Source organism: Paraburkholderia lebeckiae (genome assembly GCF_014201005.1).
Classification (GTDB): domain Bacteria; phylum Pseudomonadota; class Gammaproteobacteria; order Burkholderiales; family Burkholderiaceae; genus Paraburkholderia; species Paraburkholderia tuberum.
In genome coordinates this window covers 31,618-51,860 of record NZ_JACHDK010000026.1, presented here as the reverse complement: position 1 = coordinate 51,860, position 20,243 = coordinate 31,618, and the positions used below count along the sequence as shown (strand labels likewise).

At 64.9% G+C, this 20,243-nt stretch carries 26 protein-coding genes; 16 read left to right on the top strand and 10 right to left on the bottom strand.

The genetic code is table 11. The features are described 5' to 3' along the window. The first annotated feature begins 88 nt into the window (after positions 1–88). The 5 genes from HDG39_RS30165 to lra1 all read left to right on the top strand — a co-directional run bounded on the left by HDG39_RS30165 (position 89) and on the right by lra1 (position 4,129). Positions 89–706, top strand: coding sequence for a copper-binding protein (locus tag HDG39_RS30165; protein WP_184011289.1), 618 nt, complete (start codon positions 89–91; stop codon positions 704–706). A gap of 145 nt (positions 707–851) precedes the next feature. Next, positions 852–1,085: a hypothetical protein gene (locus HDG39_RS30160; RefSeq protein WP_184011286.1), complete on the top strand. Its 234-nt coding sequence runs from the start codon at positions 852–854 to the stop codon at positions 1,083–1,085. 162 nt (positions 1,086–1,247) lie between these two features. Further along, entirely contained in the window at positions 1,248–2,000 is a 753-nt protein-coding gene (locus tag HDG39_RS30155) for an SDR family NAD(P)-dependent oxidoreductase (protein WP_184011284.1), read from the top strand. 110 nt (positions 2,001–2,110) lie between these two features. Continuing rightward, entirely contained in the window at positions 2,111–3,289 is a 1,179-nt protein-coding gene (gene rhmD / locus HDG39_RS30150; RefSeq protein WP_184011282.1) for an L-rhamnonate dehydratase, read from the top strand. A 57-nt stretch (positions 3,290–3,346) separates the two neighbouring features. Further along, the gene (gene lra1 / locus HDG39_RS30145) at positions 3,347–4,129 is read left to right on the top strand and encodes an L-rhamnose 1-dehydrogenase Lra1 (RefSeq protein ID WP_184011280.1); all 783 of its coding nucleotides are present in this window, start codon (positions 3,347–3,349) and stop codon (positions 4,127–4,129) included. 19 nt (positions 4,130–4,148) lie between these two features. Here lra1 and HDG39_RS30140 read toward each other — a convergent pair whose 3' ends face one another. Then, a complete protein-coding gene (locus HDG39_RS30140) occupies positions 4,149–5,144 on the bottom strand; it encodes a LysR family transcriptional regulator (protein ID WP_184011278.1) in 996 nt (331 codons plus the stop codon). A 119-nt stretch (positions 5,145–5,263) separates the two neighbouring features. On the opposite strand from HDG39_RS30140, the gene rhaM reads away from it, so the two are divergent. From rhaM to rhaS, 6 genes are all read left to right on the top strand, one after another. Continuing rightward, positions 5,264–5,581 carry an L-rhamnose mutarotase gene (gene rhaM, locus HDG39_RS30135; protein ID WP_176106219.1) on the top strand — a complete coding sequence of 106 codons (318 nt, stop codon included), beginning with the start codon at positions 5,264–5,266 and terminating at the stop codon, positions 5,579–5,581. A gap of 74 nt (positions 5,582–5,655) precedes the next feature. Next, the gene (locus tag HDG39_RS30130) at positions 5,656–6,549 is read left to right on the top strand and encodes an amidohydrolase family protein (protein WP_184011276.1); all 894 of its coding nucleotides are present in this window, start codon (positions 5,656–5,658) and stop codon (positions 6,547–6,549) included. Between the two features lie 48 nt (positions 6,550–6,597). Further along, on the top strand, positions 6,598–8,127 hold the full coding sequence (locus HDG39_RS30125; RefSeq protein ID WP_184011274.1) for a sugar ABC transporter ATP-binding protein: 1,530 nt from the start codon (positions 6,598–6,600) through the stop codon (positions 8,125–8,127). Further along, positions 8,124–9,179: an ABC transporter permease gene (locus tag HDG39_RS30120; RefSeq protein WP_184011272.1), complete on the top strand. Its 1,056-nt coding sequence runs from the start codon at positions 8,124–8,126 to the stop codon at positions 9,177–9,179. The genes HDG39_RS30125 and HDG39_RS30120 overlap by 4 nt, the downstream gene beginning before the upstream one ends. Then, positions 9,172–10,203 (top strand): ABC transporter permease, encoded by a 1,032-nt coding sequence (locus HDG39_RS30115; protein WP_018425423.1) that lies wholly within the window; start codon positions 9,172–9,174, stop codon positions 10,201–10,203. Before HDG39_RS30120 ends, HDG39_RS30115 begins: the two co-directional genes overlap by 8 nt. 39 nt (positions 10,204–10,242) lie before the next feature. Next, entirely contained in the window at positions 10,243–11,253 is a 1,011-nt protein-coding gene (gene rhaS / locus HDG39_RS30110) for a rhamnose ABC transporter substrate-binding protein (protein ID WP_026226690.1), read from the top strand. A gap of 92 nt (positions 11,254–11,345) precedes the next feature. On the opposite strand, the gene HDG39_RS30105 is transcribed toward rhaS, so the two are convergent. From HDG39_RS30105 to HDG39_RS30095, 3 genes are all read right to left on the bottom strand, one after another. Then, entirely contained in the window at positions 11,346–12,497 is a 1,152-nt protein-coding gene (locus HDG39_RS30105; RefSeq protein ID WP_184011270.1) for a CmpA/NrtA family ABC transporter substrate-binding protein, read from the bottom strand. Between the two features lie 7 nt (positions 12,498–12,504). Continuing rightward, positions 12,505–13,080 carry an ANTAR domain-containing response regulator gene (locus HDG39_RS30100; RefSeq protein WP_184011268.1) on the bottom strand — a complete coding sequence of 192 codons (576 nt, stop codon included), beginning with the start codon at positions 13,078–13,080 and terminating at the stop codon, positions 12,505–12,507. Positions 13,081–13,348: 268 nt separating this feature from the next. Continuing rightward, the gene (locus HDG39_RS30095; RefSeq protein WP_260328357.1) at positions 13,349–13,654 is read right to left on the bottom strand and encodes an MFS transporter; all 306 of its coding nucleotides are present in this window, start codon (positions 13,652–13,654) and stop codon (positions 13,349–13,351) included. A gap of 10 nt (positions 13,655–13,664) precedes the next feature. Between HDG39_RS30095 and HDG39_RS35345 the strand changes: the two genes are divergently transcribed. After that, positions 13,665–14,351 carry an FCD domain-containing protein gene (locus HDG39_RS35345; protein ID WP_311667739.1) on the top strand — a complete coding sequence of 229 codons (687 nt, stop codon included), beginning with the start codon at positions 13,665–13,667 and terminating at the stop codon, positions 14,349–14,351. Here HDG39_RS35345 and infA read toward each other — a convergent pair. From infA to HDG39_RS30075, 3 genes are all read right to left on the bottom strand, one after another. Further along, positions 14,258–14,527 carry a translation initiation factor IF-1 gene (infA, locus tag HDG39_RS30085; RefSeq protein WP_018425415.1) on the bottom strand — a complete coding sequence of 90 codons (270 nt, stop codon included), beginning with the start codon at positions 14,525–14,527 and terminating at the stop codon, positions 14,258–14,260. The two genes, HDG39_RS35345 and infA, sit on opposite strands and share 94 nt — an antisense overlap. A gap of 135 nt (positions 14,528–14,662) precedes the next feature. Beyond that, complete coding sequence (locus HDG39_RS30080) at positions 14,663–14,944, bottom strand: hypothetical protein (RefSeq protein ID WP_184011266.1); 282 nt, start codon at positions 14,942–14,944, stop codon at positions 14,663–14,665. 592 nt (positions 14,945–15,536) lie between these two features. Further along, the gene (locus HDG39_RS30075; RefSeq protein ID WP_184011264.1) at positions 15,537–15,755 is read right to left on the bottom strand and encodes a hypothetical protein; all 219 of its coding nucleotides are present in this window, start codon (positions 15,753–15,755) and stop codon (positions 15,537–15,539) included. 237 nt (positions 15,756–15,992) lie between these two features. On the opposite strand from HDG39_RS30075, the gene HDG39_RS30070 reads away from it, so the two are divergent. The 3 genes from HDG39_RS30070 to HDG39_RS30060 are packed head-to-tail and all read left to right on the top strand — an operon-like array spanning position 15,993 to position 17,154. Continuing rightward, positions 15,993–16,637, top strand: a complete 645-nt coding sequence (locus tag HDG39_RS30070; protein ID WP_018425410.1) for a helix-turn-helix transcriptional regulator — start codon at positions 15,993–15,995, stop codon at positions 16,635–16,637. A gap of 31 nt (positions 16,638–16,668) precedes the next feature. Continuing rightward, the gene (locus HDG39_RS30065; protein WP_260328356.1) at positions 16,669–16,938 is read left to right on the top strand and encodes a DUF1653 domain-containing protein; all 270 of its coding nucleotides are present in this window, start codon (positions 16,669–16,671) and stop codon (positions 16,936–16,938) included. Between the two features lie 21 nt (positions 16,939–16,959). After that, positions 16,960–17,154, top strand: coding sequence for a YqaE/Pmp3 family membrane protein (locus tag HDG39_RS30060; RefSeq protein ID WP_018425408.1), 195 nt, complete (start codon positions 16,960–16,962; stop codon positions 17,152–17,154). A gap of 54 nt (positions 17,155–17,208) precedes the next feature. On the opposite strand, the gene HDG39_RS30055 is transcribed toward HDG39_RS30060, so the two are convergent. Continuing rightward, positions 17,209–17,517, bottom strand: coding sequence for a 2Fe-2S iron-sulfur cluster-binding protein (locus HDG39_RS30055; protein WP_184011260.1), 309 nt, complete (start codon positions 17,515–17,517; stop codon positions 17,209–17,211). A 302-nt stretch (positions 17,518–17,819) separates the two neighbouring features. Between HDG39_RS30055 and HDG39_RS30050 the strand changes: the two genes are divergently transcribed. Then, positions 17,820–18,110: a DUF1488 family protein gene (locus HDG39_RS30050; RefSeq protein ID WP_026226687.1), complete on the top strand. Its 291-nt coding sequence runs from the start codon at positions 17,820–17,822 to the stop codon at positions 18,108–18,110. 165 nt (positions 18,111–18,275) lie between these two features. Here HDG39_RS30050 and HDG39_RS30045 read toward each other — a convergent pair whose 3' ends face one another. Next, complete coding sequence (locus HDG39_RS30045; RefSeq protein WP_184011258.1) at positions 18,276–18,809, bottom strand: cytochrome b; 534 nt, start codon at positions 18,807–18,809, stop codon at positions 18,276–18,278. Between the two features lie 104 nt (positions 18,810–18,913). Beyond that, complete coding sequence (locus HDG39_RS30040) at positions 18,914–20,215, bottom strand: NCS2 family permease (RefSeq protein ID WP_184011256.1); 1,302 nt, start codon at positions 20,213–20,215, stop codon at positions 18,914–18,916. Between the last annotated feature and the right edge of the window lie 28 nt (positions 20,216–20,243).

Here is a 20,243-nt window from a genome sequence, read left to right as displayed (position 1 = left end):
AGCGACTGCACTTGCCGGTGCCAAGCGTAGTACGCGATCTGCGACAAAACATTTGCCGTAACAACGACGCAATCAAAAGGAGCATTTCATGGCTTGCAATTCAACGGTCTCCGGGCTCATGCGGGTGAAGGCGATCGCGGTTGCGTTGGTGGTTTGCGTCGCGGCGGCGGGTCCGGCGCTGGCACAGGACAGCGCGGCCGCGTCCGCGCCGGAACAGCGGGCAATTGGCGCCGCGGCGCTGCTGCACGTTCAGGCGCGCGTCGTCGCGATCGATCCCGCGACGAACAGCGTGACGCTGCGCGGCCCGCAAGGCGGCGAGGAGACTTTCGACGTGAATCCGCAAGCCGCCGACGTCAGCAAGCTGCATGTCGGCGACGTCGTGACGATTGCGTACAAGAAGGCGGTGCTGGTCGGTGTCGACAAACTCGCGCCGAACGGAATCCGCCAGCGCATCGATACCGAAGTCACGCAGCCTGCGTCCAACGGTGTCGTTGCATCGGCGCGGCGCGTCGAGGTCGTCGCGACGGTGCGCAAGATCGATCGCAAGAAGCGCACGATCACGCTGCGCGGGCCGTCGCGCACGGAAACGCTCGACGTGGCGCCGGACATTGCGCTCGAGAAACTGAAGGTCGGCGATTCGGTGCGCGCGGTGTTCGTCTCGGCCATCGCGGCGTCGGTGTCGCGCAATGGCGCGGACGTCAAATAACGGCGATCGAGAAGGCTTAAATAAACTACGCTGAAGCGTAGAGGTTGCACGGCGTCGAACCGCAACCGGCGGTTCGATGTCGCGCGCCGGCCATTGCGGCTCAGGTTTCACGATGGTCATCGCGTCGCGCGCGAAGGAGCGGGGAATGGAACGGAGCGAAACGGAAACCACTGCGGAATCGGAGCGCAAACGGCTGGTCCGCAGCAAGATACACGTGGGCCTCGCGGCGCTCGGCACGTTGTCGTCGGTGTTCGGGATCGGCATAGCGATCATCGGCGGGATCAACTTCGACCAGACCAAGGTGCTGCTCGGCGTCGGCATCATCGTCGTGTCGACCATTCTGTATGTGTCGATGCTTTTCGTCGCTGCCGAGGATTAGCCGCTTCGCTTCCCTTTAGCGTTCGCTCCCGCTGCCGATCCACTTTTGCTATTGCCCCCTCCAATAGTCGAATTGTTGGCGCATCGCACCGCCCGTATATTGACCGCAGCGATATACAACAACTCGATGGCACGCCGCACGGCGGCCCACAGGAGCACAGCAATGAATCGGATCGATCTGGAGGGGCGCACGGTCGTCATCACCGGCGGCGCGCGTGGCATCGGCTACGCGGTCGCGCAGCGGGCGTTGCGCTCGGGCGCGTCGGTCGCGTTGTGGGACGTCGATAGCGAACGGCTCGCGCGCAGTCAGCGCGAGCTGAGCGAACTCGGCAAGGTGAGCGCCGTCACGGTCGAGCTGACCGACGACGCCGCGGTCCAGCAGGCCGCCGCGCAAACGGTGGCCGAGCACGGCTCGATCGACGTGCTGATCAACTGCGCGGGCATCACCGGCGGCAACGGCACGACCTGGGAGCTTGCGCCCGACATGTGGCGCCGCGTGATCGACGTGAATCTGATCGGCCCTTACCTGACCTGCCGCGCGGTCGTGCCGCAGATGCTGAAGCAGGGCTACGGCCGCATCGTCAATATCGCGTCGGTGGCGGGCAAGGAGGGCAATCCGAATGCTTCGCACTACAGCGCGTCGAAAGCGGGGTTGATCGGGCTCACCAAGTCGCTCGGCAAGGAACTCGCGACCAGCAACATCCTCGTCAATGCGGTCACGCCGGCCGCGGCCAAGACCGAAATCTTCGATTCGATGTCGCAGCAGCACATCGACTACATGCTGTCGAAGATTCCGATGAACCGTTTCCTGCTGCCGGAAGAAGCGGCGTCGCTGATCCTGTGGCTCTCTTCCGAAGACTGCGCCTTCAGCACCGGCTCGGTATTCGACCTGTCGGGCGGCCGCGCCACCTATTGAGCGCGCTGCCCGTGCATTGCTCACACGGTGCTCACGTCCCGCAGCGTATTGCACACGCGTCGAACGCGCGTTGTCGAGCCGCTTCGACGCCTCTCTCACGGAGCCCTTTCATGGCCATGCCTACCATCCGGCACGTGCGTGCCTTCATCGTTCGCGGCGGCGGCGCGGACTATCACGACCAGGCCGGCGGACACTGGATCGACGATCACATCGCGACGCCGATGGCGCGTTATCCCGAGTACCGCCAGAGCCGCCAGTCGTTCGGCATCAATGTGCTCGGCACGCTGGTCGTCGAAATCGAAGCGAGCGACGGCACCGTGGGCTTCGCGGTGACGACCGGCGGCGAGATCGGCGCGTTCATCGTCGAAAAGCATCTCGCGCGTTTTCTCGAAGGGCAGATGGTGACCGACATCGAGAAGATGTGGGATCAGATGTACTTCGCGACGCTGTACTACGGGCGCAAGGGCGTCGTGCTGAACACGATTTCCGGTGTCGATCTCGCGCTGTGGGATCTGCTCGCGAAGGTTCGCAAGGAGCCCGTGTATCAACTATTGGGCGGCCCGGTGCGCGACGAGCTGGTGTTCTATGCGACCGGCGCGCGGCCCGATCTCGCGAAGGAGATGGGCTTCATCGGCGGCAAGCTGCCGTTGCAGCATGGTCCCGCGGAAGGCGAAGACGGACTCAGGCAAAACCTCGACAAGCTCGCCGACATGCGCTCGCGCGTCGGCGACGACTTCTGGCTGATGTACGACTGCTGGATGAGCCTCGACGTGCGTTACGCGACGCGGCTCGCGCAAGGCGCGCACCAATACGGCCTCAAATGGGTCGAGGAGTGTCTTCCTCCCGACGATTACTGGGGTTACGCCGAACTGCGCCGCAACGTGCCACGCGGCATGATGGTGTCGACCGGCGAGCACGAGGCGACGCGCTGGGGCTTCCGGATGCTGCTGGAGATGCAGTGCTGCGATCTGATCCAGCCCGACGTCGGCTGGTGCGGCGGCATCACCGAGCTGATCAAGATTTCCGCGCTCGCCGATGCGCACAACGTGATGGTGGTGCCGCATGGGTCGTCGGTGTATAGCTATCACTTCGTCGTCACGCGCCATAACTCGCCGTTCTCCGAGTTTCTGATGATGGCGCCGAAAGCCGACGAAGTCGTGCCGATGTTCAATCCGCTGCTGCTCGACGAGCCGGTGCCGGTGAACGGGCGCATGAAGGTGCCGGACACGCCGGGCTTTGGCGTGCGGCTCAATCCGGAATGCGCGCTGGTGCGGCCTTATCCGCATTGAACGTGTCGAACGTTTTGAACCTGTGCCGAATGGCGAACCGCCGCAAAGGAGATTAGGGTGCTGCTCAAGGACAAAGTCGTGATCGTCACCGGCGGCTCGCGCGGCATCGGACGCGCGATCGCGGTGGCCTGCGCGCGCGAAGGCGCGGACGTGGCGATCAACTACTGGGGCGACAACGACGCATCGTATGGCCGGCGCTCGGCGGTCGAGGAAGTCGTCGGCGAAATCGAGGCGTTGGGGCGGCGCGCGATCGCGGTGGAAGGCAACGTCGCGGCGCGCGACACCGGCCAGGAGCTGGTGCGACGGACGCTCGACGCGTTCGGCAAGCTCGACGTGCTCGCGAGCAATGCCGGCATCTGCCCGTTTCACGCTTTTCTCGACATGCCGGCGGACGTGCTCGAATCGACGGTCGCGGTCAACCTGAACGGCGCGTTCTTCGTGACGCAGGCCGCCGCGCAGCAGATGAAAAAGCAGGGCACCGGCGGCGCGATCGTCGCGACGAGTTCGATCAGCGCGTTGGTGGGCGGCGGCATGCAAACGCATTACACGCCGACCAAGGCCGGCGTGCATTCGCTGATGCAGTCGTGCGCGATCGCGTTGGGGCCGTTCGGCATCCGCTGCAACTCTGTCATGCCGGGCACGATCGCCACCGATCTGAACGCCGAAGATCTCGCCGACGAAGCGAAGAAGGCCTACTTCGAAAAGCGCATTCCGCTCGGCCGCCTCGGGCGTCCCGACGACGTCGCCGATTGCGTCGTGTTTCTCGCGTCGGACCGCGCGCGCTATGTGACGGGCGCCGCGCTGCTCGTCGACGGCGGCCTGTTCGTGAACCTGCAATAAGCGGCGCGCGATGCGGGCGTCAATTGACCATGACGGGCGTAGTCGGCGTGCCGGGTGCGGCGGCCGGATTGTCGCGCGCGAGGTCGCGCGAGAAGCCGCGCAGCAGTTCGATGAAGCGCAGCGCCGGCTCGGCGAGCTGCTCTTCCTTGCGCGTGAGAATGCCGAAACCCGCGAGACTCTTGCCGATTTCGAGCGGCAGCGCGACCAGCAGGCCGCCGCGCACATGATCGCGCACGACCGACTCCGGCAGCATCGCGACCGCATCGTAATTCTCGAGCAATTGCAGCGTCGCGAAGATCGACGCGCATTCGGTCAGATTGACTGGCGTGGCGAGCCCGGCACGCGCGAGTTCTTCCTCGAACAGCACGCGCGCCGGACTCGTGACGGGTTGCGCAACCCACGGCCACGCGACCAGTTCGCGCAACGTGATGCGCGTGCGCCGCGCGAGCGGATGCACGGCGCGCACGACGAGCAGCAGCGTTTCGCGCGCGAGCGGCTCGAAGCTGAAGTCGTTGTGCTGCAGAGGGTTGGTCAGGCGCCCCAGCGCGAGATCCACCTCGCGCCGATGCAGCAATTGCACGACCTGATCGCTTGTTTCACCGAGGATGCGCACGCTGAGCAGCGGGCTTTCGGTCTTCAGCGCGGCGACCGACATCGCCAGCAGATCGGGCGCGGCGCCCATGATCGCGCCGACGGTCAACTGGCCGTGACCGCCGCGGCGTTTGACATCGAGGTCTTCGGCGAAGCGTGTGAGCTCGGCGAGCGCACGGCGCGCGTAAGCGAGCGTGACGACGCCGAGCGGCGTCGGCGTCATGCCGCGCGCGTTGCGCTCGAACAGCAGGAAGCCGAACGCTTCCTCGATGTCGCCGAGCATGCGGCTCGCGCTCGGTTGCGCGACGTTGACGGCCTCGGCGGCCTGATGCAGGTTGCGGGTGTCGTCGAGTGCGACGAGCAGGGCGAGATGCTTGAACTTGAGACGATTGACGAGTGCGACGGCGGCTGAATGTTGGCTCATGGTGCCAGTAGGAGTGCCCGTGCGATTCGGTTTGTGGATCGCCCAATCCCAACAACGGATTGAGAGGCTATCGATGCAGGAATTATAGTCGTTCGAAGAGCTACAGGAGACAGGCCGCAATGGAGACAATCGCTTTCCGGATGGTGCTGAACCCCGGCATGCGCGAAGAATACGAACGGCGTCATACGGAGATCTGGCCCGAGCTCGTTGACGCACTGCACAACGCCGGCGTGCGCGACTACCGGATTTTCTTCGACCCCGACACGCATCATCTTTTCGCGGTGCTCTCGCGCACCAGCGATCACACGATGGACCAGTTGCCGCAACTCGACGTGATGCGCAAATGGTGGGATTACATGGCCGACATCATGCAGACCGCGCCCGATCACACGCCGCTGTCGCAGACGCTCGAACCGGTCTTTCATCTCAGTCATTGAGTCGCGCTGAACCCAGCAGAACCCCGCAACGACGCACGAACCTCGAAACGCTTTTCACCGGACGAAGGTGCCGCATGCAGGTTGTCGATTCGCATATCCATCTGTGGGATCTGAAGACGCATCGCTATCCGTGGCTGGAGAACCCGGGCGTGTCGTTCGTCGGCGATGCGAGCGATCTGAAGCATGACTATCTGCTCGACGATCTGCTCGGTGAAGCGGGCGACATCGACGTGCTGAAGCTCGTGCACGTCGAAGCGAATCACGATCCGGCCGATCCCGTCGAGGAAACGCGCTGGTTGCAGTCGATCGCGGATCGCGACGCCTCGCGCGGCATGCCGAACGCGATCGTCGCCGCCGTGGACCTGTCCGCGCAAAATGCGCCCGCGTTGCTCGAAGCGCATGCGTCGTTCGCGAATACGCGCGGCATCCGGCAGATTCTCAACGTGCACGACAACAAACTGTTCGATTACGTCGGCCGTCATTACATGCGCGAGCCGCGGTGGCGCGAGCATTTCGCGTTGCTGCGCCGTTATGACCTGTCGTTCGATCTGCAGCTGTATCCGTCGCAAATGGAAGAGGCGGCCGCGCTCGCGCGTGCGCATGCGGACACGCTTCTGGTCGTCAATCATGCGGGCATGTTCGTCGATCGTAATAGCGTGGCCGGTTACCGCGCGTGGCGCGAAGGCATGCGCCTGCTCGCGGCGTGTCCGAACGTCGCGGTGAAGATCAGCGGGCTCGCGATGTTCGATCATCACTGGACCGTCGAAAGCCTGCGGCCTTATGTGCTCGAAACGATCGATACGTTCGGCGTCGAACGCGCGATGTTCGCGTCGAATTTTCCGGTCGACCGGCTGTTTGGTTCGTATACGGATTTGTGGCGCGCGTATGCGGCGATCGTTGGCGATGCGAGCGAGGCTGAGAAGGACGCGCTGTTTCGGCGCAACGCGGAACGGTACTACCGGATTTGACGCGCCGCGCGTCGAAGAGAAGACAGCCGCAAAAAAAGGAGACACGCAGTGCAGCCATCCCCTTCCGCGGTGCCGCGACTCGAATTGCGGCACGCGAGCAAATCCTTCGGCCGGGTGCGCGCGCTGTCCGACGGCGACCTCGTGTTGTGGCCCGGCGAGGTGCATGCGCTGCTCGGCGAGAACGGCGCGGGCAAATCGACGCTCGTGAAAATTCTCGCCGGGGTGCATCAACCCGACGCCGGCGAACTGCTGGTGAACGGCGAGGCACGCCGCTTCGCAACACCGGCCGAAGCGCGCGACGCCGGGCTTGCGGTCATCTATCAGGAGCCGACGCTGTTCTTCGATCTGTCGATCGCGGAGAACATTTTCATGGGCCGGCAGCCGGTCGACCGCTTCGGCCGCATTCAGTACGACGCGATGCATCGCGAAGTGGACGGACTGCTCGCCTCGCTCGGCGTCGAGTTGCGCGCGGATCAACTGGTGCGCGGTCTGTCGATCGCGGATCAGCAGGTGATCGAAATCGCGAAGGCGTTGTCGCTGAACGCGAGCGTGCTGATCATGGATGAACCGACGGCCGCGTTGTCGCTGCCTGAAGTCGAGCGGCTATTCGCGATCGTGCGGAAGCTGCGCGAACGCGACGTCGCGATTCTGTTCATCACGCACCGACTCGACGAAGTATTCGTGCTGACGCAGCGCGTGACGATCATGCGTGACGGCGCGAAGGTCTTCGACGCGCTGACCGCCGATCTGAGCACCGATGCGATCGTCGCAAAGATGGTCGGCCGCGATCTGGAAACCTTCTATCCGAAGGCCGATTGCATACCGGGCGACGTGCGTCTGTCGGTGCGCGGCCTGACGCGCATCGGCGTGTTCAAGGATGTCTCGTTCGACGTGCGCGCCGGCGAGATCGTCGCGCTCGCGGGTCTGGTCGGCGCGGGACGCAGCGAGGTCGCGCGGGCGATCTTCGGCATCGATCCGCTCGATTCCGGCGAAGTGTGGCTGACCGGCAAGCGGCTCGACACCGGCAAGCCCGCGGCCGCGGTGCGCGCCGGGCTCGCGCTCGTGCCGGAGGATCGCCGCCAGCAAGGGCTCGCGCTCGAACTGAGCATCGCGCGCAATGCGTCGATGACGGTGCTCGGACGGCTCGTTCGGCATGGGCTCATTTCGGCGCGCAGCGAAACGCAGCTCGCCAACAAGTGGGGCACGCGTCTGCGCCTGAAGGCGGGCGACCCGGGGGCGCCGGTCGGTACGCTGTCGGGCGGCAACCAGCAGAAGGTCGTGCTCGGCAAGTGGCTCGCGACCGGCCCGAAAGTGCTGATCATCGACGAACCGACGCGCGGCATCGACGTCGGTGCGAAAGCCGAGGTGTATGGCGCGCTCGCCGAACTCGTGCGCGATGGCATGGCCGTGCTGATGATTTCGAGCGAGTTGCCCGAGGTGCTCGGTATGGCCGATCGCGTGCTCGTGATGCACGAAGGCCGCATCAGCGCGGAGCTCGCGCGCGCCGACGCGAACGAGGAGCGCATCATGGGCGCCGCGCTCGGTCAGGGACTTTCACCATTGGGACGTGCAGCATGATGCGCCATTCGACCCATCCCGCGCCGGTGCGGCAGTCGCTGCCGAAGCGTTCCGCCGCTTCATCGGGCGGCCTCGTCGCGAGCGTCGCGAAGAGCCGCGAAACCACGTTGTTCGTCGTGCTGATCTTGCTGATCGCGGGGACCGGGCTTGCGAAGCCGCAGTTCCTGAATATGCAGAACCTGCGCGACGTGCTGCTGAACGTGTCGATCATCGGTCTGCTGACGGCTGGGATGACCGTCGTGATCCTGATGCGGCATATCGATCTGTCGGTCGGCTCGACGGTGGGTATCAGCGCATACGCCGTGGGGAGTTTGTACGTTGCGTTCCCGCATATGCCGGTGCTCGTCGCGCTGGCCGCGGGGCTAGCGATCGGGCTCGTCGCGGGTGGCATCAATGCGCTGCTCGTCGCGGTGGGGCGCGTGCCTTCGCTGGTGGCGACGCTGTCGACGCTGTACATCTTTCGCGGCGCCGATTACGCATGGGTGCACGGCGGCCAGATCAACGCGACCAGTCTGCCCGATGCGTACTCGCGGCTCGCGACCGGCACGCTGCTCGGCATCCCGACGCTCGCGCTGATCGCGATCGTCGTACTCGCCGGCCTGTCGGTGTATCTGAAGCAGTTTCGCGGCGGTCGCGAGCACTATGCGATCGGCTCGAATCCGGAAGCCGCGCGGCTCGCGGGCGTCAACGTCGAGCGTCGCGTGATGTCGGGCTTTTTGTTGTCCGGCGCGATCGCGGGCTTTGCGGGCGCGTTGTGGCTCGCGCGCTTCGGCACCGTCGATGCCAGCACCGCGAAGGGCATCGAATTGCAGGTCGTCGCGGCGGCGGTGGTCGGCAGTGTCGCGATTACGGGCGGCGTCGGCACGATCCTCGGCGCGACGCTCGGTGCGCTCGTGCTCGGCGTGATCAGCATCGCGCTCGTCGTGCTGCACGTGTCGCCGTTCTGGGAGCAGGCGATCCAGGGCGCGCTGATCGTCGCCGCGATCGCCGCTGATACATTGCTGGCCCGCTCCGTCGCCAAACGCATGATGAGGAAACGCGATCATGGCTAAACCCGATTCCGCGCTGCTCACGCGCAAGCGCGAAACGCCGCTGCAGTGGGAAGTGTTGCTGGTGATCGTGCTGATCGTGTCGCTGGTGTTGGGCCGCTGGCTGTCGCCGGTGTTTCTGACCGGCGCGAACCTGAGCAACGTGCTCGCCGATCTGACCGAGATCGCGCTGATGGCGCTGCCGATGACGCTGATCATCGTCGCCGCCGAAATCGATCTGTCGGTCGCGTCGGTGCTGGGCGCGTCGAGCGCGCTGATGGGCGTGCTGTGGCACATGGGTCTGCCGATGCCGGTCGTGATCGTTGTGGTGCTGATCGCCGGCGCGCTGGCGGGTCTGCTGAACGGCCTCGTGATCGTCAAGCTGAACCTGCCGTCGCTCGCGGTCACGATCGGTACGCTCGCGCTGTTTCGCGGTCTCGCGTATGTGCTGCTCGGCGATCAGGCGGTCGCGGATTTTCCGGCCGCGTATACGGCGTTCGGCATGAACACGCTTGGCCCTACGTTCATTCCGTTGCCGTTCGTGATCGTGATCGTCGCCGCCGTGCTGTTCACGGTTCTGCTGCAAGCCACCGCGTTCGGCCGCAGTCTCTATGCGATCGGCGCGAATCCGACCGCCGCCGCGTTCTCCGGCATCGAGGTCGCGAAGATCCGCTTGCGCCTGTTCGTGCTGTCGGGTCTCGTCAGCGCGCTCGCGGGCATCGTCTATACGCTGCGCTTCACGAGCGCGCGCGGCGATAACGGCGAGGGCTTCGAGCTGTCGGTGATCGCCGCGGTGCTGTTCGGCGGCGTCAGCATTTTCGGCGGACGCGGCTCGATGGTCGGCGTGCTGCTGTCGCTGCTGATCATCGGCGTGCTCAAGAACGCGCTGACGCTCGACGACGTATCCAGCGAAACGCTGACCATCGTGACCGGCGTGCTGCTGCTCGCGTCGGTGCTGATTCCGAACCTCGTCGCGCGCTGGCGTGCGGCGCGCGACCGGCGTTTCATCGCGAAGTCCGCCGCCGCGTCTTCTTCATCCGCAACCTAGCTTCCCCTCTCTGTCCAACAACAACGCAGGAGACACTTCATGTTCAAACCTCTACGTCACACCGGCATGGCCGCGCTCTGCGCCGCGTTGCTCGCGATCAGCTGCGGCGGCGCGTTCGCCGCGGAACTGAAAAGCGGGCTGAAGATCGCGTTCGTGCCGAAGCAGATCAACAACCCGTACGAAGTGATCGCCGACGACGGCGGCCTCGCCGCGATCAAGGAATTCGGCGGCGTGGGCAAGGCGGTCGGGCCGTCGGATGCGGGCGCGTCGTCGCAGGTGTCGTACATCAACACGCTGATCACGCAGCACCAGGATGCGATCGTGATTGCCGCCAACGATGCGAACGCGGTCGTGCCGTATCTGAAGAAGGCGATGGGTCAGGGCATCAAGGTCGTCACGTTCGACTCCGATACCGCGCCCGAGGGCCGCCAGCTGTTCGTCAATCAGGCGAACGCCGAAGGCATCGGCCGCGGCCAGGTGCAACTGGTCGCGAAGCTGATGGGCGGCGAGGGCGAGTTCGCGATTCTGTCGGCGACGCCGAACGCGACGAACCAGAACACCTGGATCAAGTGGATGCAGGAGGAACTGAAGAAACCGGAGTACTCGAAGATCAAGCTCGTCAAGATCGCGTACGGCAACGACGACGATCAGAAGTCCTTCGTCGAAACGCAGGGCTTGCTGCAGGCGTATCCGAACCTGAAGGCGATCGTCGCGCCGACGACGGTCGGCATCGCGGCGGCGGCGCGCTATATCTCGTCGTCGTCGAGCAAGGGCAAGGTGGCGGTGACGGGCCTCGGCACGCCGAACCAGATGCGCGCGTTCGTGAAGAACGGCACCGTGACCGCGTTCCAGTTGTGGGATCCGAGCGAGCTCGGCTATCTGGCCGCGTACGCGGCGGCATCGCTCGCGTCGGGCAAGATCACGGGTAAGGAGGGCGAAACGTTCGACGCCGGCAAGCTCGGCAAGCGCACGATCGGCGCGCAAGGCGAAATCATTCTCGGGCCGCCGACCACGTTCGATGCGAGCAACATCGACAAGTACAACTTCTGAGCTTCGGCAACGCCGACTGTTCACCTGATCGCCGTTGGCGTTTCGTGGGCAGTTAGCGCAGGGGATTCTCGGGGCTTTCGTGTGCGGTCCGCTCAGCGGCGGATCGCAAAACGCCGCGCATAAGCGGCGGATGGTGAGCCGCTTCCCCACACCGCGCCGTCGATCAGTTCCTTGGTGACGTCCTCGCCGGGCACCCGCACGTTCACGCGCGCGGCGGCCTTGCGATACAACTGCGTCTGGTTGATGCGCGCGGCGACCGCGTCGTAGTCGTTGCGCGCGTCGATGATCCCCCAGCGCTCGAACTGCGTGAGGAACCACGCGCCTTCGAATGGATGCGGGTAGTTGACCGCGCCGTCGTCGAAGAAACGCATCGGCAGGCGGCGCGGGTTCGCCGTGTCGAGGTGGTCGCCGAGCCGCGCCGCAATCAGCGTCTCGTCGATACCGATGTAATCGGGTCGCGCGAGCCAGCGGGCGATCTCGTCGCGATGCCCGACGCCGTCGAGCCAGCGGCACGCTTCGAGCACGGTCTGCACGAGCGCGCGCGTCGTGCGCGGATGCGCATCGACGAAATCGCGTCGGCAGGCGAGCACTTTCTCGGGATGCTCGGGCCACACCTCGCTCGAATAAGCGATCGTTTTGCCGACGCCGTGCGCCTCGGCCATTTCATTCCACGGATCGCCGACGCACAGACCGTCGAGCCGGTCTTCGGCAAGCGCGGCGACCATCTGCGGCGGCGGAATCGCGACACTGTCGACGTCGCGCAACGGATCGACGCCTTGCGCCGCGAGCCAGTAGTACAGCCACATCGCATGCGTGCCGGTCGGGAAGGTGTGCGCGAACACCGGCTTGCGGCCGAGCGTCGCGAGCGCCTCGCGCAATGTCCCATGCTTCGCGAGCGCATCGGCGAGCCGATTCGACAGCGTGATCGCCTGGCCGTTGCGGTTCAGCACCATCAGCACGGCCATGTCGGTGCGCGGGCCGCCGAGGCCGAGCTGCACGCCATACACGAGCCCGTAAAGCGCGTGCGCGGCGTCGAGATCGCCGGCTAGCAGCTTGTCGCGCACGGCGGCCCACGACGGCTGGCGGCACAGTTCGAGCGTGAGCCCGTGCGCATGGCCGAACTCGAGCAGCTTCGCCGCGATCAGCGGCGCCGCGTCGGACAACGCGACGAAGCCGAGCCGCAGATGGGTCTTTTCAGGCGGCTCGGCAAAGGCCGCCGCGGTGACGGAAGAGGCTGGATTCATGAGCGCATCATTTGAGCGAGCCGGCCGACGCGACGACCTCGCGCGCGACCTCGGCGAGTTTGACGCCCTGGTTCATCGCGCGTTTGCGCAGACTCGCGTAGGCGGCCGGTTCGGTGAGTTTCTGCTGATCCATTAGCAGGCGTTTCGCGCGATCGATCAGCTTGCGCTCGGCCAGTTCGTTTTCGGCCTGCGCGAGCCGCTCGCGCAATTGCGACTCCTGCGCGAAACGCGCGAGCGCGACTTCGAGAATCGGCGCGAGCCGTTCGGTCGCGAGGCCTTCGACCAGATACGCGGTGACGCCCGCGTTGACCGCTTGGCGGATCAGTTGCTGGTTCGCGTCGTGGCTGAACATCAGCACGGGGCGCGGCGCGGTCGCGTGCATCACGGCGAGCTGTTCGAGCGTATCGCGCGACGGCGACTCCGTATCGATGATGATGACGTCGGGCCGCTCGTCCTGAACCGCGCGATGCAGCGCCTGCGGCGTCGCGGTGCCGGCGAGCATTTCGCAGCCGAGACAGGCGAGCGCGTCGCGCAGATCGCCGATGGGTTTGTCGGTGTCGGTGACAAGGAGAACACGCAGCATGGAGTCAGGGGAAGGGGCATCTGACTATCAGTAAAGCAATGGATATGCCAGCCTTCGCGCGACGGGGCTTGACGAGGTGTGTGAGCGCATTCGCGCGAATGGCGGGGATCGATTGGGGTTTTTTTGCGGGCGATGGCTGCGAATCGTCCGCGAAAGAGGTGACGCTGCCACGTCGGTCGCGCTGCACCGGCGAGGGGCATGCGGGACAGCGGGCGCCCGATGCACCGAAGCGGCGCATCGCGTTCGTCGCGGCAGCAGCCCTGGAGCCTTATAGCCAGCGCGAATAACTGCGCGGTGAAAACAGCAAGGTCACCGCCATCATCGCGGCGATGCAGCCGGCGAGCATGATCCACGCGGCGACGAATCCGCCGCTCCAGCCGCGCACGATGCCGGCCACGAGCGGCGCAACCGCCGCAACGATAAAGGCGACGCCCTGCGTGAACCCGACCAGCTGGCCGGCCACGCGACGATCGGTCGAATGATCCATCGCGGTCACGAGCGTCAGCGAAAACACGCCGCCGAGCCCCGCGCCCGCGATACCGATCCACAGCAGCGGCGCGGCGTCGGGCACCATCGGTGAATCCGTGCGCCTGGCCGGCCAGTTTCACGTACTGCTGACGGAGCTGGCGGGCGGCACCGAGTTGCTTGGACTGGTCGGGCAACGCGTCGCGAAGACAGAGCTATACAAGGCGCTGTTCGATCCGTCGAAGGGCTCGAGCTGTTCCGCCGATGAGCACGCGCGGATCATCGACGCACTCGATGCCGGCGACCTGCAGGCCACGGTGACGGCGATGCGCGAGCGTCTGTCGGAGCTGGAGGAGCGGGTGGTCGAGCAGGTGCGCAAGAGCGCGGGCGGGGAGGATTGGGGAGCGGGTGTTTGGGGTTTAGCGAGACGCGCTGCGACGTGCGTGGTCACCGAAGCGGCGTGCCGCCAGATTCCAATCAAGACGCCGCGCGTGTTGCGGCGTACGACGGTCGAGCAAGCGCTGGCGAGCATCCCGAATGTCAGGGAAGACGTCTATTTCACGCGCTTGGGCGGCGAGGCTGACGTAGCGCGTTCAAGCAGAACGCGGAGTCGGAAGGTATGGCGCGAGTCAGTCGGGCCTCGCGCTTTCGCGGGCTACCCGCATCGCCTGCACAAGATCGCAGGTACGAAGGGCGGCGCCGTGACCCCTGCTTACCTGCGCCGCGCCGCCTGCCGTGGCGCACCGCCGCCACTCGAACGCTCGTCCTTGTGGCGGAAATTGATCCGCCCCTTGGTCAGGTCGTAGACCGACAATTCGAGCGTCACGCGATCGCCCGCGAGAATACGGATATGGTTCTTGCGCATGCGCCCGGACGCATAGGCGCCGACCACGACGCCGTTGTCGAGCGTCACGCGGTAGCGGCTATCCGGAAGCACTTCGTCGACGATACCGTCAAGTTCAAGCAGTTCTTCTTTCGCCATGCATAACTCCTGGTCGATGGGATAAAGGGGAAATCGGCCGCGGGCATTGCGAGCGGCGCGACTGTGGATTCGTTTGAAAAGCAGCGGCGCCCGAAAGCACGCTGCGCGACATGAGTGACGCGCCGATGACGCCGCTCAAAGATCGCTGACCGACTGACCGCTCACCTGGCCGTCGATCAGCCGTTCCGCATGCGCCATGCACGCGATGCGCGCCTTGCCCATGCCGTCGAACGGAAACAGGTACTGCAGGCGAAATACCCGGCCGTCGGCCGCCGCATTGGCGCCGACGCGGCAGATGCGCACCGAAGCGTCGTAACCGGCGCCCGGATTGCGGGTCGCTTGCGCGCCCGCGGGGCGGCGCGGATAAACGAGCGGGTGAATTTCGTAACCCTTGTAGGTCCTGACTGCTGAATTCATGAGCAACATGTCCTGTATTGCGTGGTCCACGCGCCGCGTGCGGGGCGCTGCTTCCGGCAACGCTCCTTTGACGCGTCACGGCGCGGACCGGCGGCGCAGCACCGATGGGCGCGCCGGCGATAAAAATGGTTGGCACAGGCCTGCTAGACCCGGCGGGCTCAATGACAATGGCCCGAGCGGTCGCGCGAAAACGCGGATTCGACCGAAAAAACGCTGAGGCGGCGCGTCAATTCGGGCGCCGGACGCATGATGCTGAACCGCTCGGTGTACTTCTCGCGACGGCGAATGCGGGCGGCGCATTGCCGGAGTGACGGGATCGCAGATAAAGGGCGGTCGAACAGTCGGGGGTGGTGCGGAGATGCCGGGTTGAGACTGCCTGGTGCTGCCAGTGCTATATGGGTGCGAGGTACAACAATTGCAACATGATGCCTGAAATAGGGCTGATTGGATAGTGCCAACTTCAGCGCACGACCGGAACGCCCGACTGGCGGGGCTTCGCGGGCGGTTGGCGAAGTCGTGTCGGATGCGGGACCGGTGACGGACGCGCGAATTGCGCGAGTGGCGCGCGAGTCTCGCTATCCGAACGCGTGCGTCAGCGCGACGTCTCGGCGACGCGCTTCTGCAATTCGCGCGCGGCCACCAGCGGCAGGCGCGCATCGTCCCAGCCGGCCAGCCATTCGACTTCCTTCGCCGTGAAGACCTGACCATAGTTGCACAGCGCGTACTGCAGCGAATCGATGATGTGGTTGCGAATGATCTCCGGCGTGCGCTTGTCGTCGAGCACGGCGCGAAGCGCTTCGAGTGTGGCCATCGGTTGGCTCCGTTCGGTTGGGTGTCGGTGAATCAGTGTTTATCGCACGAAAAAAATGCGCTCGCGAGGTAGACAAAATAGCCGTCCGGCATCGATTCGCGGCGCCAGCGCGAGGCCGCTACAATGGCGACTTCCTGAATTGCGGACCGAGCGTGCGCGCCGGCGTCCACTGCGGGCATCTGGCTTCGTCGTCATCCGCTATCGCGCGCCGCCTCCTTCGAACCTCGCGTTTTTTCCATGCGCAACCCGAACGTGTCTCCTGTCAAAGACCTGCTGCTGAAGCGCTACGCGCCGATCGCCGACGGCATCGCCGCGCTGCTCTATCCGTGCGCCGAGGTGGTGATTCACGATCTGCGCGATCAGACCATCGCGTATCTGGTGAACAATCTGTCGCGGCTCGAGGTGGGCGCGCCGTCGGTGCTCGACGACGCTCACTTCGCGGCGCGCGGCCAGACCATCGGTCCCTACGAAAAGCTGAACTGGGACGGCCGCCGCATGCGCTGCGTGAGCAACATCCTGTTCGACGACGACGGCAAGCCCGCCGGCATCCTGTGCGTGAACTTCAACATCGCGGTGTTCGAGGATGTGCGCTCGACGCTCGATCTGTTCATCAAGGGCGGCGCGATGACGGACGCGCCTGCCGACGATCTGTTCCGCGACGACTGGCAGGACCGCATCAACACGTATCTGCACACGTGGCTGCGTGACCGGCAGATCGGCATCAATGCGCTGACGCGCGAGCACAAGCGTGAAATCGTCGAGGCGCTGCACGCGCAGGGCGCGTTTCGCGGCCGCAGCTCGGCGAACTACGTGGCCGCGGTGCTGACGATGGGCCGCGCGACCGTCTACAAGATCCTGAAGCAGATGAAAGAGGGCGGCTGAGCTCCGGCGCGCCACGTTTGAAAGTGCATCGATGACGCCCAAAATAAGGACACACACCATGCGCTACCGACACTACAAAGGCGGCATTTACGAACTGGTCTGCGAGGCCACGCTCGAATCGGATCCGACGGTCACGATGATCGTCTACAAGGCGGGCAATGGTACGATCTGGACCCGTCCAGCGACGGTGTTTTTCGAGCTGGTAGAGCAGGAAGGTGTCAAGGTGCCGCGTTTTGCGCCGCTCGATGAGTTCAACAACGAGGCAGATGCGTCCCCGGCGGACTCGCCCATGCTGCCGTAATCACAGGAACAGGAAAACCGAATGCGTCTTTTGCTTGCCATCATTTTGCCGTGGCTGCAGTTTTTCACGATCGGCCGTCCGTTTGCGGGCATCATCTGCCTGATTCTGCAAATCACGGTGATCGGCTGGGTGCCGGCGGCCATCTGGTCGGTGTATGCGCTGAGTCAGTACAACACGGACAAGAAAATCGCCCGCGCAATGGGCAACGCGCGGTAAGACACAGCGCGTGAAAGCGTCGGCGAGCGGGGCGCCAGGCCCCCATGCTCCCGCTCACCGTGCCGGTATCGCGACCGCATCCGGCACTTCGATCACCAGGTCGGTTTCCGCGACCGCCACGCACGGCAGGATATAACCGTCCGCCTTTTCCTCGCGGCTCACGCCGGGCCATTCAATCGTGTAGCGCACACGCCCAGACGTCATCCGGCACAAGCATGTTCGGCACGTGCCGTTGCGGCACGAACGCGGCAAACGCAGATTGGCGAAAGCGGCGGCTTCGAGAATCGTCAGCGAATCGGGCGCTTCGAAGCTCTGGCCGAGCGGTTCGACGCGAACCACAGGCGGGCGGGTGGGGGCGGACATCGTGCAAGTCAATGACTAGGTGCGCGACACTTTACACGGGATCCGACACCGCTTTATGCCGCGCCGCAACATCGGCGCGTCGCGCCTTCAAGAAAAAATCGGGGGAAATCTTGCACCTGGCCCGAACTCGTCTAAAGTGAATCAATTCACCTCCGCGTGGCGCGAACTGACGATGCCGCGTCGAGGCGACGGCCCGCGTCGGCTGCATGGGACAAGGAGGAACGAGCGGCGGACGCGATAGCAAGCAATCAGCGCGTGCATTACCCGAGCGCATCGTGCGCGCACTCTTCCAGGTGACTCCCATGCAGATCCAATTCCCGAACGAAGCCCCTGAATATTCAGGTCGCGAACTTACTTTGGCGTTTCCGGCAATGGTCGATGGGCAGAGGGTGGAGTGCATGATCACCGCGGAAGCGCTCGAAGATCACTTCGGCGCCGCGTCGCCCCGGCTGGAGGACATGATCGTCGCGTTCGACGCGCACCGGCCGCGCATCGAGGCCGCCACGCGCCGGCTGTTGTCGGAAACGCGCGCGCAGTGTCTCGTGCTCAGAAGCGGTTACGTGCGGTTTTACGAGGCGAACTGGCGTAACTGACCGATCTGAAGTTATCGGCTGGCTACCGGCACCGAAGCTTCGGCAAGCGCGACTGCTGCCGAAGCGCGAAGTTCGGATTCACCGGTGCCGCTGCCACTGGCTGGCCTGCGCGCAAGCCGCAGCCGCGTGCAATGCATCGGCGGCACGCAGCCCACTCCATTACTTTCAAATGATCCGCCGCAGCGCCCGATCCCTGAACACCACATGGTGCGCGATCGCCGCGAGCGCGTGCAGTCCGATCACCCAATAGAACACGTTGCCGAGCCACTCGTGCGCGTCCTTCAACAGCGGCCGCGCGATCGAATCCGCACGCACCAGCGTGAAGCCGATGTCCGTCCATGCGAGCGCCACCGGCCGCCCGCCCGCATTGACCATCAGCATGCCGAGCAGCGGCTGCGCGAAGATGAACACATAGAGCGCGAGGTGCGCGGAGCGCCCGAGAAAAGCGAGCAGCCGATTGCTTTCGAGCTCACCCGGCGCGCCGGCCCACAATCTCCACAGGAGCCGCAACACGGCCAGCCCGAGCACCAGCGTGCCGGCCCAAAAATGCACGCCGGTCCAGAACGCGCGGCTGTCGGAGCCGCGCGGGCCGCGGATTTCGATGGCCAGATAGGCCAGCGCGACCAGCAGAAAAATCATCCAGTGGAAGAAAATCGCGGGCTTCGTGTAGCGGTCCGCCGTGCGGTTATATGAGGACATCGCGGCTCCTGGGGGGGCGACCCGGTCGATCGTCATTCGAAACATCGGATGATAAACGGTCCCCGAACCCGACGACACATTCGCCCCCCGACCGCGCGACCTCCTCACTCGCTGCCGAGATAGAAATACCGGAACAGGAAAATCGCCGCGATGATCCACACGACCAGCTTCACCTGGCGCGCCTGGCCCGTCAGCAGCTTGAGCCCCGCGTACGAGATGAAGCCGAACGCCACGCCGTTCGCGATCGAGTAGGTGAACGGCATCAGCAGCGCGGTCAGCGTGGCCGGCACGACCTCGGTCGCGTCGTCCCACGGCAGGTCGACCAGTTCGCGCAGCATCAGGCACGACACGTACAGCAGCGCGGGCGCGGTCGCATACGGCGGCACCACTTCGGCGAGCGGCGCGAAAAACAGCGCCGCGACGAACAGCACGGCAACCGTGATCGCGGTCATACCGGTACGGCCGCCGGCCTGCACGCCCGACGCGCTTTCTATATACGCGGTAGTCGACGAGGTCCCGAGCATCGAGCCGGCGAGAATCGCGGTGCTGTCCGCGAGCAGCGCGCGGTTCAGCCGATGCATCTTGCCTTCCACCAGCAGCCCCGCGCGGTTCGCGACGCCCATCAGCGTGCCGGTCGCATCGAACAGCTCGACGAGGAAGAACACCAGCACCACGTTCAGCACGCCGCTCGACAGCGCGCTGCGGATATCGAGCTGGAACAGCGTCGGCGCGATCGACGGCGGCGCGGACACGATGCCGTGAAACTGGTTGCCGCCAAAGAAAAAGCTCAGGATCGTCACGCCGACGATACCGATCAGGATCGCCCCGCGCACGCGCATATGATCCAGCGTGACGATGCCGAAGAAGCCAACCGCCGCGAGCACGACGTGCGGGTCATGCAGATTGCCGAGCGTGACGAGCGTGGCCGGATTGCCGACCACCACGCCGGCCGACTTCAACGAAATGATCGCGAGAAAAAGACCGATGCCGCCGGTGATCGCGATGCGGATCGAATGCGGGATGCCCTTGACGATCACCTCGCGCACGCGGAACAGCGTGACGATCAGGAACAGGCACCCGGAGATGAACACCGCGCCGAGCGCGGCCTGCCACGTGTAGCCCATGCCCTTGACGACCGTGTATGCGAAGTACGCGTTCAGGCCCATGCCGGGCGCGAGCGCGATCGGGTAGTTCGCGTACAGACCCATGATCAGCGACGCGAGCGCGGCCACGAGGCAGGTCGCGACGAACACCGCGCTCTTCGGCATGCCGGCGTCGCCGAGAATCGCCGGGTTCACGAAGATGATGTAGGCCATCGTCAGGAAAGTGGTTACGCCGGCTAGCACTTCGGTGCGCAGGTTGGTGTCGACGGCGTCGAAGCCGAAGTAGCGTTTGATCGAGTCCATGTGGCGGGTTTTCTCTCTTTCGTCGTTC

Bases quoted from the DNA above. Each gene is read 5' to 3' on its own strand.
- HDG39_RS30065 (WP_260328356.1), top strand. From the start codon at position 16,669: ATGACGCCCAAAATAAGGACACACACCATGCGCTACCGACACTACAAA.
- HDG39_RS30050 (WP_026226687.1), top strand. From the start codon at position 17,820: ATGCAGATCCAATTCCCGAACGAAGCCCCTGAATATTCAGGTCGCGAA.
- rhaM (WP_176106219.1), top strand. From the start codon at position 5,264: ATGGAGACAATCGCTTTCCGGATGGTGCTGAACCCCGGCATGCGCGAA.
- HDG39_RS30160 (WP_184011286.1), top strand. From the start codon at position 852: ATGGAACGGAGCGAAACGGAAACCACTGCGGAATCGGAGCGCAAACGG.
- HDG39_RS30155 (WP_184011284.1), top strand. From the start codon at position 1,248: ATGAATCGGATCGATCTGGAGGGGCGCACGGTCGTCATCACCGGCGGC.
- HDG39_RS30115 (WP_018425423.1), top strand. From the start codon at position 9,172: ATGGCTAAACCCGATTCCGCGCTGCTCACGCGCAAGCGCGAAACGCCG.
- HDG39_RS30100 (WP_184011268.1), bottom strand. From the start codon at position 13,080: ATGCTGCGTGTTCTCCTTGTCACCGACACCGACAAACCCATCGGCGAT.
- HDG39_RS30095 (WP_260328357.1), bottom strand. From the start codon at position 13,654: ATGGTGCCCGACGCCGCGCCGCTGCTGTGGATCGGTATCGCGGGCGCG.
- HDG39_RS30040 (WP_184011256.1), bottom strand. From the start codon at position 20,215: ATGGACTCGATCAAACGCTACTTCGGCTTCGACGCCGTCGACACCAAC.
- rhaS (WP_026226690.1), top strand. From the start codon at position 10,243: ATGTTCAAACCTCTACGTCACACCGGCATGGCCGCGCTCTGCGCCGCG.
- HDG39_RS30070 (WP_018425410.1), top strand. From the start codon at position 15,993: ATGCGCAACCCGAACGTGTCTCCTGTCAAAGACCTGCTGCTGAAGCGC.
- HDG39_RS30055 (WP_184011260.1), bottom strand. From the start codon at position 17,517: ATGTCCGCCCCCACCCGCCCGCCTGTGGTTCGCGTCGAACCGCTCGGC.
- HDG39_RS30140 (WP_184011278.1), bottom strand. From the start codon at position 5,144: ATGAGCCAACATTCAGCCGCCGTCGCACTCGTCAATCGTCTCAAGTTC.
- HDG39_RS30045 (WP_184011258.1), bottom strand. From the start codon at position 18,809: ATGTCCTCATATAACCGCACGGCGGACCGCTACACGAAGCCCGCGATT.
- HDG39_RS30080 (WP_184011266.1), bottom strand. From the start codon at position 14,944: ATGAATTCAGCAGTCAGGACCTACAAGGGTTACGAAATTCACCCGCTC.
- rhmD (WP_184011282.1), top strand. From the start codon at position 2,111: ATGGCCATGCCTACCATCCGGCACGTGCGTGCCTTCATCGTTCGCGGC.
- HDG39_RS30060 (WP_018425408.1), top strand. From the start codon at position 16,960: ATGCGTCTTTTGCTTGCCATCATTTTGCCGTGGCTGCAGTTTTTCACG.
- HDG39_RS30165 (WP_184011289.1), top strand. From the start codon at position 89: ATGGCTTGCAATTCAACGGTCTCCGGGCTCATGCGGGTGAAGGCGATC.
- infA (WP_018425415.1), bottom strand. From the start codon at position 14,527: ATGGCGAAAGAAGAACTGCTTGAACTTGACGGTATCGTCGACGAAGTG.
- HDG39_RS30130 (WP_184011276.1), top strand. From the start codon at position 5,656: ATGCAGGTTGTCGATTCGCATATCCATCTGTGGGATCTGAAGACGCAT.
- HDG39_RS30105 (WP_184011270.1), bottom strand. From the start codon at position 12,497: ATGAATCCAGCCTCTTCCGTCACCGCGGCGGCCTTTGCCGAGCCGCCT.
- HDG39_RS30120 (WP_184011272.1), top strand. From the start codon at position 8,124: ATGATGCGCCATTCGACCCATCCCGCGCCGGTGCGGCAGTCGCTGCCG.
- HDG39_RS30075 (WP_184011264.1), bottom strand. From the start codon at position 15,755: ATGGCCACACTCGAAGCGCTTCGCGCCGTGCTCGACGACAAGCGCACG.